The following is a 13,664-nucleotide window of genomic DNA, read 5'->3' as shown; positions in this document are numbered from 1 at the left end:
CATGGTCGAATCTGAAGCGCAGGGGCGTCTGCCCGGCATCCGCCCGGTTTCCGTTATCGATATCGGTTCGAACTCCATCCGCCTTGTCGTCTACGAAGGCCTGAGCCGCTCGCCGGCCATGCTGTTCAACGAAAAGGTGATGTGCGGTCTCGGCAAGGGCATCGATGCGACCGGACGCATGGATGAAGACAGCGTCGAGCGCGCGCTGAGAGCGCTGCATCGCTTTCACGCGCTCTCCAAACAGGCGCGGGCGACCTCGATGTATGTGCTGGCGACGGCAGCCGCGCGCGAGGCGAGCAACGGCCCGGCCTTCATCGAGAAGGCCGAGGCGATCCTCGGTCACAAGGTCCGCATCCTCACCGGTGAGGAAGAGGCCTATTATTCCGCGATGGGCATCGTCAGCGGCTACCACGATCCCGACGGTGTCGTCGGCGACCTTGGCGGTGGCTCGCTCGAACTCGTCGACGTCGCCGGCACGAAGATCGGCAAGGGCATCACCCTGCCGCTCGGCGGTATCCGCCTGTTCGAGCACAGCAACGGCTCGCTCACCAAGGCACGCACCTGGGTGCGCAAGTTCATGAAGAACTCGGCCGTGCTGAAGACCGGCACGGGGCGCACCTTCTATGCGGTCGGCGGCACCTGGCGCTCGATCGCCAAGCTGCACATGGAAATCCGCGACTATCCGCTGCACATGATGCAGGGCTACGAGATTTCCTTCGACGAGGCGATGGCGCTTCTGCCGGAAGTGATCGAGCCGAAGAACATCAAGCCGTCTGCCTATTCGACGATCTCCAAGAGCCGCCGCAGCCTTCTGCCCTTCGGGGCGATCGCCATGCAGGAAGCGCTTGAGATCATGAAGCCGGAGCGGATTTCCTTCTCGGCGCTCGGCGTTCGTGAAGGCTATCTGTTCTCGCTCTTGAAGGATGAGGAGCGCGCCCAGGATCCGCTGCTGACAGCGGCAAACGAGATCGCCATCCTGCGCGCCCGCTCGCCCGAGCACGCCCGTGAACTGGCCGATTGGACCGGCCGCATGGTGCCGTTCTTCGGCATCGAGGAGACGGAAGAGGAGGGCCGCTACCGCCAGGCCGCCTGCCTGCTCGCCGATATCAGCTGGCGCGCACATCCGGATTATCGCGGCCTGCAGGCGCTGAACATCATCGCCCACTCGACCTTCTCGGGCATTACCCATGCTGGCCGGGCCTATATCGCGCTTTCCAATTATTACCGCTTCGAGGGGCTCAACGACGACGGCGCCACGAATGCGCTTGCCGGCATCACCACGCCGCGCCTGCTGGAACTGGCAAAGCTGCTCGGCGGCCTCTTGCGCGTCGCCTACCTCTTCTCCGCATCGATGCCCGGCATTGCGCGGAACCTGACGTTCCGCAAGTCGTCGCTCCCGGACGTGGATCTGGAAATCGTCGTTCCGGCTGCCTATTCGGAATTTGCTGGAGAGCGTCTGGATGGCCGCCTGCAGCAGCTCGGCAAGCTTACCGGCAAGCGGCTCGCTTTCCACTTCGAAAGCTGACGCCGAAGAAATCCCGGACTAAAAAAGGAAGGGCGCGCGAACCGAAGTTCGCGCGCCCTTCTTGTTTATTCGGCCTTCAGGAAATCGCCGACTTCGAGCAGCACGAACTCGTTGTCGTCGGCCTTGTCGAGCGCGCGACCGGCCGAGAACGGCAGGTTGTTGTCGTTGCCGACGATGATGTGGGTCGCATCGACGCGGTCGACGTTTTCGATGGTGACGAAGGGCATGTCGTAGAAGCCTTCGCCGCCGCCCTGGCGCTTCTTGTTATCCGGGTCGGCGATCTTCAAGAGGTCGATGTAGCCGATCTTGCGCACGACCTTGCCGGCATTGCTGTCGTCGAAGGCGATCTTGTAGATGCGCTTGACCTTGGAGCCCGTTGCGAAGCAGTCCGGCTTCGGGTCCTTCGGATCGGCGCAGGCCTTGTCCATCGTGCCGGCGCCATTGTCGCGCTCGATCACCAGTGCGGTCTTGTCGTCGAGCATGTTGAAGTCGCCGATTGCCTCGCCACCTTCAGCCAGCGGGTAGAGCCAGCTACGGCCGGTCCAGGCCTTGCTTGCGACATCGAGTTCGATGATGCGCAGCGCCGGGCGGCCATCGGCCTGCTCGACCGTTTCGCTGTCGGTCCAGATCGGGCCTTCGAGCAGGCCGTAAAGCTTGCTGCCATCCTTGGAAAGCGCCATGCCTTCATAGCCACCGGAGCGCTTCAGGTTGAAGGCAGGCGTCTTCTTCGAGGGGTCGCCCTGCAGCGTCAGCGTTGGGTTGTCGGGCGACATCACCGGCTTGCCGTCCACCGTGGTCGCGATCACATCGGTCAGCTTGCCGTCGAGGTCGAACTTGAGAATGTAGGGTCCGAACTCTTCACCCACCCAGAAGCCGTCGGCGACCGGCTGGATCGATTCGACGTCGAAGTCGGCGCCGGTGAGATAACGCTTGTCCGAGCCTTCCATGACGATCGGGAAGGGGGCCTTCTTGTCCGGGTCGGTCAGGAACAGTGTTTTCAGCGCTTCGACCTTGCCGGCGTCCCAGTCCATCTTCACATGGTGCAGCATCAGCATGGCGTCGCTGGAGTTCATCTTGCTGCCGAAGCCGTTGTCGGACAGGCTCCAGAAGGTGCCATCTTCCATCGCCTTGATGCCGGAAAAGCCCTGCATCGGCTGGCCGTCGAAGGGAAGCGATAGGCCGGTCAGGCGCACGCCGTCCTTGCCCGGCACGGTGCCGAGCGCTTCGGCACGCTTGCGGTCCGCGGTGGTGAACTTGCCGGAGGTCTTGAGATACTCAGGCGCGTCCGCGGGGGCAGCGATGATCGTGTTTGCCGGCAGGATCGCGTGGCCCTTCAGGGTCGCGGTGAAGGACTTTTCCTCGGCCGAGGCGGCCATCGTCATCAAAAGGGAAAGAGCCGCAGTGGCGAGAAGCGTTTTCGTCATGAAGTTCACCTTGGGTTGGAGCCTTCTGCCTGCCGCCTTGGATCGCCGTAGATCCAAGGAGAAAGACGTGCAGCAAATTCGACGTGCTGCAGCGACCCTTGCGCGTCCCACGACGCGCGGCGCTGCAGTCCGAACCCCGATAGGCGGCTATGATGACGGTTGGGTGATGCTTGCTTTACAACCCGATGAAGCTTTGGTGACAGGATTGGCCGGCGACGGCGAGGCTCGCCCAGCGGCCGGGCGTCAGGCCGTAGGCGCGCTTGAAATGACGGGTGAAATGCGCCTGGTCGGCAAAGCCGGTTTCGAGTGCTGCACCGGCAAGGCTTTCGCCCCGGGCGATCATCTGCCGTGCCCGCTCCAGCCGGCGCATCAGCAAATAGCGATGGGGGCTGGTGCCGAGAACCCGGCGGAATTGCCGGGCGAGCGTGAAGCGATCGAGCCCGCTCACCGCCTCCAGTTCCTGCGAGCCGACGGGCCGTTCGAGATTGGCGCGAAGGAATTCGCTCGCCTGTAGGACGGCATGCTTGTCGACCTTTGCGGGCTTGGCGTCCTTGGTGCCGGCGTGACGGTAGAGCCCCTCGGCGATCCGCACGAGGATATCGTCGAGCGCCAGTTCGTCGATGCCATTGTCGAGATCCATCACGGCTTCGCCGACCGCCTGCCGCAGCGCCTCGTCGCCCACGACAGGTGCCGCGACGAAGGGCAGGGAACGATCGGTTTCGTCAAGGGCTGCGAGCAGCCGCTCCGGCTGCAGGTACATCATTCTGTAGCGAAGCCCGATCTCCGTTCCCGCGCCGCCGTCGTGGATCTCGTCCGGATGGAGGATGATGATGCTTCCAGGATTGCTGAAGCGACTTTCGCCACGGTACTGGAACGTCTGCACGCCACCGAGCGTCACGCCGATCGCGTAGGTATCGTGGCGGTGCGGCTCGAAGAACTTTCCATGCAGGCGCGCCTCGATGCGCTCGATGCCATCGACGGCAGGCGCCACCCGGATGCCGTCGCCGGGTGCCCAGCACAATCGTTCAAGATCGATTGCGGCACCGTCCGATAATGCGTCTTCCGGCACGCCCTGTCGGGCTGAAATGGAGATGGCCGTCATGTTCGATACCAAATTTGCAATCGTCTTGCGCGAGGACCTGGCAACCTGGCAGAAGCTCAACGTCACCGCCTTCCTCGCCACCGGGATCGCCGGACAGAAGCCCGACATCATCGGCGAAGATTATCGCGATGGCGCCGGCAACGTCTACAACGCCCTGAGCATCCAGCCGATCATCGTGCTAGCCGCAGATGGGAAGACGCTCGGCAACATTCAACGGCGTGCGATCGAAAGAGAGGTCAAAGCCTCGATCTATGTCGACGCCATGTTCGCCACCGGCCACGACCACGCCAACCGGGCGGTCTTCGCCGAGACCAGCCCCGAAGACGCTGCGGTCGCCGGCATTGCCATTCATGCGGACAAGAAGCTGGTCGACAAGATCACCAAGGGCGCCAAGCTGCACGGTTGACGGCGATCACGATCCGGTCGGTCGAGATCACTCGGCCGCGGCCGATGCCAGCTGAGGCGCTGCGCTGCCTGCGCGCAGCGACAGAACGCCAAGCTTCTGCCCCCGTCCTCTGACGGCATGCTCGCCGAGATCCTCGACCCGGACATAATGCGGCAGGCGCATCTTACGCGCGAGGTCTGTGGAGATCAGCACCTGGTGGCCAAGCGTCTTGCAGAAGCCTTCAAGCCGGGCTGTGGTGTTCACCGTATCGCCGAAATAGGTGATCTTGTGCCGGTCGAGCCCGATCTCCGCCGCGACGATGGTGCCGCCATGAAGCGCTGCGCGCAGGCGCGGAACTTCGCCGAACTCCTTTTGCCAGCGGGTCGCGTCCGCATCGATCATCTCCAGGATGTCGAAGACGCAATGAATGCAGGCGGCATTGTTGGTTGCGCGATCGAAAGGCCAGGTAATGACGGCGGCGTCACCGATATAGTCGTCGATCGAGCCGCGGTAGCGCATCACCGGATCGGCGATCGTTGCAAACAGCCTGCCGAGATATTCCTGCATCCTGAGGTCGCCGTGTTTCTCGGCATAGGCGGTCGATCCGGCAAGGTCGATAAAGAGGAAGACGCGCTCCTCCTCGACCGGCCTGCGGTAGCGGCCGGTGAGCAGGCTCAAAAAGACGTCGCGCCCGAGCAGTTCGCGAACCCTGAGGATGAAGACGAGCGAACCCGAAACGCCGAGCGCGAAGACGAGGACTGTCTTCGACGGCATCATCGCGTCCATCCAGTGGTCCTTCATGACGCCCCCCGTCTGCATGAGCAGGCCGGCGGCGGCATAGCCGACGTCGAGAAGGACGAAGTAGATCACCAGCGACGCGACGAAGAAGACCGGCGTGGAAAAGGCGTGGATCCGCCGATGCAGGCGCCGAAAAATGATGCGTCGCTCAAACGCGATGATCGGAAGGCACATGAAGAGCGCATAGGTTGCGCCGATCAGGGCGCCCTTGCCGTAGAAAACCCATGCGTAGACCGCACCGGCGCCGGCGATGACCAGCAGCAAGAGAAGTCCTTCGAAAGTCGAAAAGCGCCAACGCATGCAGAAAGCTCCGGTACCGGAAGAGGCGGCATCCGTGTCGGTCGGCGCTGCCCAGCACGCCGGCTCACGTCACCTCGCTTGAAACGATGGTGATTCTGTTCCGCCCGGCCCTTGGCTAGAGCTGGATTCGGGCGGAAACTTGTCTCCGCCCGTTACCTTTATCAAGCTGACGCGGACGTGATCTCGGCGCCGATTTCCACTGCTTCGATCTTCTTGTCGACGAAGCGCAGGGCGACGTCGCCGTTGATCAGCTTCAGTGCCGTTTCGCCGAAGAGCTCGCGCCGCCAGCCCTTGAGCGCGGCGACATCCGCCTTCTCGCCCTCGGCTGCGATTTTGTCGAGATCATCGCTGTTGGCGATGATCTTCGCGGCGACGCCCTGCTTCTCGGCGATCAGCTTCAAAAGCACCTTCAGCATCTCGCCGGCGGCTGCAGCACCTTCCGGCGCATGGCTCTGGCGTGGAAGTTTCGGCAGATCGGCCTTCGGGATCGCCAGCGCCTCGTTGACGGCCTCGACGACCGCCGTTCCGGCGGTGGAGCGTTCCCAGCCCTTGGGGATGGTCCGGAGCCGTGCGAGTGCTTCCGCATCCTTCGGCTGCTGCTGGGCGATCTCGTAGATGGCATCGTCCTTGAGGATGCGGCCGCGCGGCACGTTGCGGGCGCGCGCTTCGCGCTCGCGCCAGGCCGCAACCGTCTTCAGCACCGCGAGCTCGATCGGCTTCTTCACCCGCATCTTCAGCCGCTGCCAGGCATCGTCGGGGTGCAGGTCGTAGGTGTCGCGGGCTTCGAGAATGGCCATCTCTTCGGTCAGCCAGAGCGAACGGCCTTCGCGTTCGAGTTCTGCCGCCAGGTATTTGTAGATGTCGCGCAGATGCGTGACGTCGGCCAGCGCATAGTCGAGCTGCTTTTCGGTCAGCGGACGGCGGCTCCAGTCGGTAAAGCGCGAGGACTTGTCGATCTGCGTGCCGGTGACGCGGTTGACCAGTTGGTCGTAGGAAACGCTGTCGCCGAAGCCGCAAACCATTGCCGCAACCTGCGTGTCGAAGATCGGGTGCGGAATGAGCTCGCCGAGATGGAAGATGATCTCGATGTCCTGACGCGCGGCATGGAATACCTTGACGACTTCAGGATTGGCCATCAGCGCGAAGAAGGGCGCAAGGTCGATCCCCTTGGCCATCGGGTCGACGATGACGGCAAGATCAGGGCTCGCCATCTGGATCAGGCAGAGCTCTGGCCAGAAGGTCGTTTCCCGCAGGAATTCAGTATCAATTGTAATATAATTTGAGAGGGCCAGCTGCTGGCAGGCGGCCTCAAGGTCTGCTGTTGTTTCAATCATCAGATTTAAATCACTGTGGCAAAAATGCGGCTTTGAATTTCGTGTAACTCTTCGCGGCATCTGTCACAATCGAAATTCTCAGACGACCTTGAAATAACCGGTCATTCCCGTCTTTTGATGCTCGATGATGTGGCAATGGACGACCCAATCACCCAAATTGTCCGCCACAAGCGCCACTTCCGCCTGTTCATCGGGCAAAAGCAGGATCGTATCGGTCGGCGGCGGCATGAAGGTCCGCTTGTTGGAACTGAGGATGCGGAAGCTCAGGCCATGCAGATGGATCGGGTGCGCATGCGGCGTCCGGTTGGCGATCTCCAGCACATAGCTCTTGCCAAGCTTCATCTCCTCGATCGGCGCGATCGGATCGGGCGTGTCGCCCGGCCACGGAATCTTGTTGATCGCCCAGAAGGTGTAGCCGAGCGAGCCGCAGATCGAAGGCGTCGCCTTGTGCTCCGCCGTCGCTGTCAGTTCGAGCGGCACGCGGGTGGCGGTGGAGAGATCGGCTTCCGCGATCGGGTTGGCGGGCAGGGGGCCGACATCCCGAAGGTCGCGCTTGAGCGAGGCGCCGGCTGACCGGAAGCGTGCGATCGTCCAGGGATGCGATCCACGCAGGTTGCCAAGCGTGGCAGTCTGGCCTTCGCCATCGGGCATGCGCACGACAAGATCGACGCGCTGGCCGGGCGCAAAATCGTAGCGGTCAAGCGCAAACGGCTTGTCGACCGGATTACCGTCGAGCGCAATGACCATTGCGTCCGCGCCCTCAAGGCCGATTGTATAGATGCGGGTCACGTCGGTCGCGGCGATGCGCACGCGCACCAGGCCGCCTGCCGGTGCATCATAGGTAGGCTCTTGCTGCCAGTTGGCGGTGCGCACCGTGCCGTAGGTGCCGCCGCGGGCCGCATCGCGCGGCTTGAATGCGTCGATGAAGGCGCCGCCCGTGCCGAGGCGCCAGTCGCGCAGGTTGAGCACGATCTCCGAATCGAAGGTCGGGTCGTCCGGGTTCTCGACGACGATCACGCCGGTCAGGCCGGCGCCCATCTGCGTCAGCGTGTTGCAATGCGGGTGGTACCAGAAGGTGCCGGCATCGGGCGGGGTGAACAGATAGTCGAAACGGTCGCCCGGATAGACATAGGGCTGCGTCAGTTCCGGCACGCCATCCATGGCGTTGGCGATGCGCAGTCCATGCCAATGCACGGTCGTCGGCTCGTCGAGCCGGTTGAGGAGGCGGGCGGCATAGGGTTCGCCCTTGCGCATGCGCAGGACAGGCGGCATGGCGCTGCTTGAGGTCTCACCCAAGCCGTAGGTCATGACCTTGGGCGTAAGCCCATCCTTGGCGATCTGGGCTTCGGTTAGCTGCGCCATCAGGATCTGCGGATCGGGTGCGGCGCCGGCGCGCGCCGCCATGCCGGCACCAAGCGTGAAGGCGCCTCCGAGAGCAGCGGAGCCTTGGAGGAAGGTGCGGCGGCTGATGACGGGCATTTCGGCGATCTCGGCTGCTGTTTGAGGTGTGCCGGTTCTAAACCTGATTATTGTGTTCAGCAATTATGCTGATCGCGCGCATCTTGCCGCAGGTCAGCGGTCCTTGCGCTTGTGGTTGTTGCCGGCAGCGAGCTTGTTGAAGAAGGACGAGGTGCGCAGCAGGTTGCGGAACGGCATCGCCCGCTCGCCAGCCGGCACCGGTGCGCGCGCCGTCATGCGCTGCAGCGTGTAGAGCATGAACAGGAAGAGGATCGCTGCCGTGTAGATGAACAGCGCCTGCGGCCCGAAGATTTCGAGCAGGAAAGATGCAAATAGCGGCCCGATGATCGCGCCGAGCGACCAGAAGAACAGCATGCCCGCCGAAACGAGCGCATGTTGTCCCTCGGCCGCGTGGTCGTTGGCATGGGCCGAACAGAGCGAATAGAGCGGCATGGCAAAGGCGCCGAACAGGAAGATGCCGGCAAAGTTTAGCCATTCGTCGTTGCCGGCGCCGAAGGCGAGGAACAGGCCGGCAAGCAGCGAGCCAAAGGTGGCGATCAGGATGATCAGGCGGCGGTCGAACCGATCGGAATAGTGGCCGAGCGGATATTGCAACACGACGCCACCGATGATGCCGGCGCTCATGAAGGTGGCGATCGCGGTCACCGAAAGGCCGATGCCTTGCGCATAGATCGGCCCGAGTGAGCGGAAGGCGGCGTTGGTCAGGCCGACGACGATGCAGCCGACGGTCGCGAGCGGCGAGATGTTCCAGAGCGCCTTGACGTCGAAGCGGATCGCCTCCGGCGCCACCGGGCTTGAACGGTCGGCAAAGGAGATCGGCACCAGCGACAGCGTCAGCGCCATGGAGATGATGGCAAAGAGCTCGAAGCCGCCAAGCCCGATGCCTGGAATCACATATTGCGCCGCCGTAACGGAGCCAAGGTCGACGAGGCGATAGACGGAAAGCGTCCGGGCCCGGTTGGCATTGGTGACACTGGCGTTCAGCCAACTCTCGACCGTTGCAAACAGGCAGGCGAAACAGATGCCGGCCAGAAGCCGCATCAGGAACCACATCAGCGGATTGATGACGAGCACCATGGAAATGGCGGCCGCAGAGGCGATCGCCGCCATCGCCGAGAAGGTGCGGATGTGGCCGATCGAACGCAGGATGCGGGTGACATAGACGCAGCCGAGCGCAAAGCCGATATTGTAGCCGGCGCCGATCACCCCGATCAGCGAGGTCGAGAAACCCTCTTCGAGCGCGCGCAACGAGATGAACGTGCCTTGCAGGCCATTGCCGCCGATGAGGATGCCTGCGGTGACGAGAAGGGGGATGAGCGGGCGAATCTGGGACATGGGGCAGGCGACATCCGGAAATCGGCCACGACTCGGGGATCAAATGTGCGGCCAGTGATTGTGTAGCCCCGCATTCTGCCGGGCGACAGCCCCGAATTGTGACGATTGCCGTCCTTTTCGCGGCATTTCGGCCTGCTCTTGTCACGAGCGCCCTTGGACTGGCCCTTTCCTTCGTTTACAACGCACCTCCATCGGGGGCGGACAGCGGCCGCGCGGCTTGACAAAGGCAACGCGTCATGCGCTTTTCCGCCCGATTTTGACCATGTTGCCGTGCGCCGTTTCTGACGAGCCTGCGCGGCTCTTTGCAATTCCGGGATATGACGATGCACCGTTACCGCAGCCACACCTGTGCCGCCCTCCGCAAGTCGGACGTCGGCTCCACCGTACGCCTCTCCGGCTGGGTCCACCGCGTCCGCGACCATGGCGGCCTGCTCTTCATCGACCTGCGCGACCATTACGGCATCACCCAGGTCGTCGCCGATCCCGACAGCCCGGCCTTCAAGGCAGCCGAGACCGTGCGCGGCGAATGGGTCGTGCGCATTGACGGCCTCGTCAAGGCGCGCATGGACGATACCGTCAACAAGGGCATGCCGACCGGCGAAATCGAGCTCTACGCCCAGGAGATCGAAGTTCTCTCGGCCGCCAAGGAACTGCCGCTGCCGGTCTTCGGCGAGCCCGACTATCCGGAAGACGTGCGCCTCAAGTACCGCTTCCTCGATCTGCGCCGCGACACGCTTCACAAGAACATCGTCAAGCGCACCCAGATCATCTCGTCGATGCGCCGCCACATGGGCGACGTCGGCTTTACCGAATACACGACCCCGATCCTGACGGCCTCGTCGCCGGAAGGCGCGCGCGACTTCCTCGTGCCGTCGCGTATCCACCCGGGCAGCTTCTATGCCTTGCCGCAGGCTCCGCAGCAGTACAAGCAGCTGTTGATGGTTGCCGGCTTCGACCGCTACTTCCAGATCGCACCGTGCTTCCGTGACGAAGACCCGCGCGCAGACCGCCTGCCGGGCGAATTCTACCAGCTCGACCTGGAAATGAGCTTCGTCGAGCAGGAAGACGTCTGGTCGACCATGGAGCCGGTCATCCGCGACATCTTCGTCGAATTTGCCGATGGCAAGCCGGTGACCGAGAAGTTCCCGCGCATTCCTTACGACACGGCGATCCGCAAGTACGGCTCCGACAAGCCGGACCTGCGCAACCCGATCGAGATGCAGGCAGTGACCGAACACTTCGCCGGTTCCGGCTTCAAGGTCTTCGCGAACATGATCGCGTCGAACCCGAAGGTCGAAGTCTGGGCGATCCCGGCCAAGACCGGTGGCTCGCGCGCCTTCTGCGACCGCATGAACGCCTGGGCGCAGAGCCAGGGCCAGCCGGGCCTCGGCTACATCTTCTGGCGCAAGGAAGGCGAAAAGCTCGAAGGCGCCGGCCCGCTCGCCAAGAACATCGGCGAAGAGCGCACGGATGCGATCCGCACCCAGCTTGGCCTTGACGATGGTGATGCCTGCTTCTTCGTCGCCGGCGATCCCGCCAAGTTCTACAAGTTTGCCGGCGAAGCCCGCACCCGCGCCGGCGAGGAACTGAACCTCGTCGACCGCGACCGCTACGAATTCTGCTGGATCGTCGACTTCCCGTTCTACGAATGGCTGGAAGACGAAAAGAAGATCGACTTCGCCCACAACCCCTTCTCGATGCCGCAGGGTGGTCTAGAAGCGCTCAACGGCGACGATCCGTTGTCGATCAAGGCCTACCAGTACGACATGGTCTGCAACGGCTTTGAAATCGCCTCGGGCTCGATCCGTAACCAGCTTCCGGAAGTGATGGTCAAGGCGTTCGAACTGACCGGCAAGTCGCAGCAGGAAGTCGAAGACCAGTTCGGCGGCCTCTACCGCGCCTTCCAGTACGGCGCACCGCCGCATGGCGGCATGGCGTTTGGCATCGACCGCATCGTCATGCTGCTCGTCGGCGCCAAGAACCTGCGCGAGATCTCGATCTTCCCAATGAACCAGCAGGCGGTTGACCTCCTGATGGGCGCACCGTCCGAAGCGGCGCCGGCCCAACTGCGCGAACTGGCGATCCGCCCGATCCCGCAGAAGAAGGACTAAGGTCGAACGGACCTGACACTAAAGAAAAAGCCCGGCGATCGTCTCGTCGGGCTTTTTGTTTGCCTGCTCCAGATGTCGCTTCGGCGAAGCGGACCTGCTGCCGATCGTTGAGCTTGCCATTGCCGAGGTCGGGCGCCACCGCCAGCTGTCCGGCTAGGCGACCAACCATCTGTCGCCCGTCAGAAGTCCATGCCTGGACCGGGTGGTGGCGTGGGTCCGTTCTTCTTCGGTTTTTCGGCGACCATGGCTTCGGTCGTCACAAGCAGGCCGGCGACGGACGCCGCGTCCTGTAGCGCTGCCCGCACGACCTTCGCCGGATCGATGACGCCCATGCGGTAGAGATCGCCATACTCGCCGGTCTGCGCGTTCCAGCCCTGGGCGAAATCGCTCATCTCCCGAAGTTTGCCGACGATGACCGAGCCCTCGGCGCCGGCGTTTTCGGCGATCTGGCGCACCGGCGCCTCCAGCGCCCGCCGCACGATCTCGACGCCGACGCGCTGGTCGTCGTTTTCGGGCTTGAGCCCATCGAGCGCGTGGACGGCCCGAAGCAGCGCGACTCCGCCGCCAGGCAGAATGCCTTCCTCCACCGCGGCCCGTGTCGCATGCAGCGCATCGTCGACCCGGTCCTTCTTTTCCTTCACTTCCACTTCTGTCGAGCCGCCCACCCGGATCACCGCGACACCACCGGCAAGCTTGGCCAGCCGTTCCTGCAGCTTCTCGCGATCGTAGTCGGAGGTCGTTTCCTCGATCTGCGCCTTGATCTGGCCGACGCGTCCGTCGATATCCGCCTTGGTGCCGGCGCCGTCGACGATGGTGGTGTCTTCCTTCTCGACCATCACCCGCTTGGCCCGCCCGAGATTGGCGAGCGTCACGTTATCGAGCTTGATGCCGAGGTCTTCGGAGATGACCGTTCCGCCCGTCAGGATGGCGATGTCTTCGAGCATCGCCTTGCGCCGGTCGCCGAACCCCGGGGCCTTGACGGCCGCGATCTTCAGCCCGCCGCGCAGCTTGTTGACGACCAGCGTCGCCAGCGCTTCGCCTTCCACATCCTCGGCGATGATCAACAACGGCCGGCTTGCCTGGATCACCGCTTCGAGGATCGGGATCATCGCCTGCAGGTTGGAAAGCTTCTTTTCGTGAATGAGGATGTAGGGGTCTTCGAATTCGACCCGCATCTTCTCCTGGTCGGTGACGAAATAGGGGGAGAGATAGCCGCGGTCGAATTGCATGCCTTCGACGATCTCCAGCTCGATTTCGGCGGTTTTCGCCTCCTCGACCGTAATCACGCCTTCATTGCCGACACGCTCCATGGCCTTTGCCAGATAGCTTCCGATTTCGGCGTCGCCGTTGGCCGAGATCGTGCCCACCTGTGCGATCTCCTCATTGTTGGAAATCTTGCGCGCGTGGGTCTTCAGTTTCGCGACGATCGCGTCGACGGCGAGATCGATGCCGCGTTTCAGATCCATCGGGTTCATGCCGGATGCGATCGCTTTGACGCCCTCCTTGACGATGGCCTGTGCAAGCACGGTGGCCGTCGTCGTGCCGTCGCCGGCCACGTCGCTGGTGCGCGACGCGACCTCCCGCAACATCTGCGCGCCCATGTTCTCGAACTTGTCGTCGAGCTCGATCTCCTTGGCGACCGACACGCCGTCCTTGGTGATGCGCGGCGCGCCGAAGGCGCGTTCGATGACGACGTTGCGGCCCTTCGGGCCGAGCGTGACCTTGACCGCATCGGCGAGAATGTCGACGCCGCGCAGCATCCGATCGCGGGCATCGCTACTGAACCTGACTTCCTTGGCAGCCATTGTGGACCTCCCTCAACACGAACATATGGCCTCACGCACCCAGCCGCCCGGCAGGCGGCTTGCAAT

The 13,664-nt window shown here is 63.2% G+C and carries 10 protein-coding genes; 3 read left to right on the top strand and 7 right to left on the bottom strand.

Annotated elements, in window-relative coordinates; genetic code table 11:
- Window position 1 precedes the first annotated feature (1 nt).
- Window positions 2-1,525 carry an exopolyphosphatase gene (gene ppx / locus OKW20_RS00850; RefSeq protein WP_043611422.1) on the top strand — a complete coding sequence of 508 codons (1,524 nt, stop codon included), beginning with the start codon at window positions 2-4 and terminating at the stop codon, window positions 1,523-1,525.
- 65 nt (window positions 1,526-1,590) lie between these two features.
- Here ppx and OKW20_RS00845 read toward each other — a convergent pair whose 3' ends face one another.
- Window positions 1,591-2,949: an esterase-like activity of phytase family protein gene (locus OKW20_RS00845; protein WP_429169696.1), complete on the bottom strand. Its 1,359-nt coding sequence runs from the start codon at window positions 2,947-2,949 to the stop codon at window positions 1,591-1,593.
- Between the two features lie 175 nt (window positions 2,950-3,124).
- Window positions 3,125-4,051, bottom strand: coding sequence for an AraC family transcriptional regulator (locus tag OKW20_RS00840; protein ID WP_429115276.1), 927 nt, complete (start codon window positions 4,049-4,051; stop codon window positions 3,125-3,127).
- On the opposite strand from OKW20_RS00840, the gene OKW20_RS00835 reads away from it, so the two are divergent.
- Window positions 4,050-4,457 (top strand): DUF2000 family protein, encoded by a 408-nt coding sequence (locus OKW20_RS00835; protein ID WP_402316399.1) that lies wholly within the window; start codon window positions 4,050-4,052, stop codon window positions 4,455-4,457. The genes OKW20_RS00840 and OKW20_RS00835 overlap by 2 nt on opposite strands.
- A gap of 27 nt (window positions 4,458-4,484) precedes the next feature.
- Here OKW20_RS00835 and OKW20_RS00830 read toward each other — a convergent pair whose 3' ends face one another.
- The 4 genes from OKW20_RS00830 to OKW20_RS00815 all read right to left on the bottom strand — a co-directional run bounded on the left by OKW20_RS00830 (window position 4,485) and on the right by OKW20_RS00815 (window position 9,682).
- Window positions 4,485-5,534, bottom strand: coding sequence for an adenylate/guanylate cyclase domain-containing protein (locus OKW20_RS00830; RefSeq protein WP_429115274.1), 1,050 nt, complete (start codon window positions 5,532-5,534; stop codon window positions 4,485-4,487).
- 161 nt (window positions 5,535-5,695) lie between these two features.
- Window positions 5,696-6,868, bottom strand: coding sequence for a ribonuclease D (gene rnd / locus OKW20_RS00825; RefSeq protein WP_429169695.1), 1,173 nt, complete (start codon window positions 6,866-6,868; stop codon window positions 5,696-5,698).
- 78 nt (window positions 6,869-6,946) lie between these two features.
- Window positions 6,947-8,347: a multicopper oxidase family protein gene (locus OKW20_RS00820; RefSeq protein ID WP_429169694.1), complete on the bottom strand. Its 1,401-nt coding sequence runs from the start codon at window positions 8,345-8,347 to the stop codon at window positions 6,947-6,949.
- 93 nt (window positions 8,348-8,440) lie between these two features.
- Window positions 8,441-9,682 (bottom strand): MFS transporter, encoded by a 1,242-nt coding sequence (locus OKW20_RS00815; RefSeq protein WP_205239160.1) that lies wholly within the window; start codon window positions 9,680-9,682, stop codon window positions 8,441-8,443.
- 323 nt (window positions 9,683-10,005) lie between these two features.
- Between OKW20_RS00815 and aspS the strand changes: the two genes are divergently transcribed.
- A complete protein-coding gene (gene aspS / locus OKW20_RS00810) occupies window positions 10,006-11,793 on the top strand; it encodes an aspartate--tRNA ligase (protein ID WP_429169693.1) in 1,788 nt (595 codons plus the stop codon).
- A gap of 179 nt (window positions 11,794-11,972) precedes the next feature.
- Here the strand turns inward: aspS and groL are convergent, their stop codons facing one another.
- Complete coding sequence (gene groL, locus OKW20_RS00805) at window positions 11,973-13,598, bottom strand: chaperonin GroEL (protein ID WP_429169692.1); 1,626 nt, start codon at window positions 13,596-13,598, stop codon at window positions 11,973-11,975.
- Window positions 13,599-13,664 lie beyond the last annotated feature (66 nt).

Origin of the sequence: Ensifer sp. LBL, assembly GCF_050435225.1 — a bacterium.
Classification (GTDB): Bacteria; Pseudomonadota; Alphaproteobacteria; order Rhizobiales; family Rhizobiaceae; genus Ensifer.
Note: the sequence above shows the minus strand (reverse complement) of the source record. Positions and strands in the feature narration are given on the sequence as shown.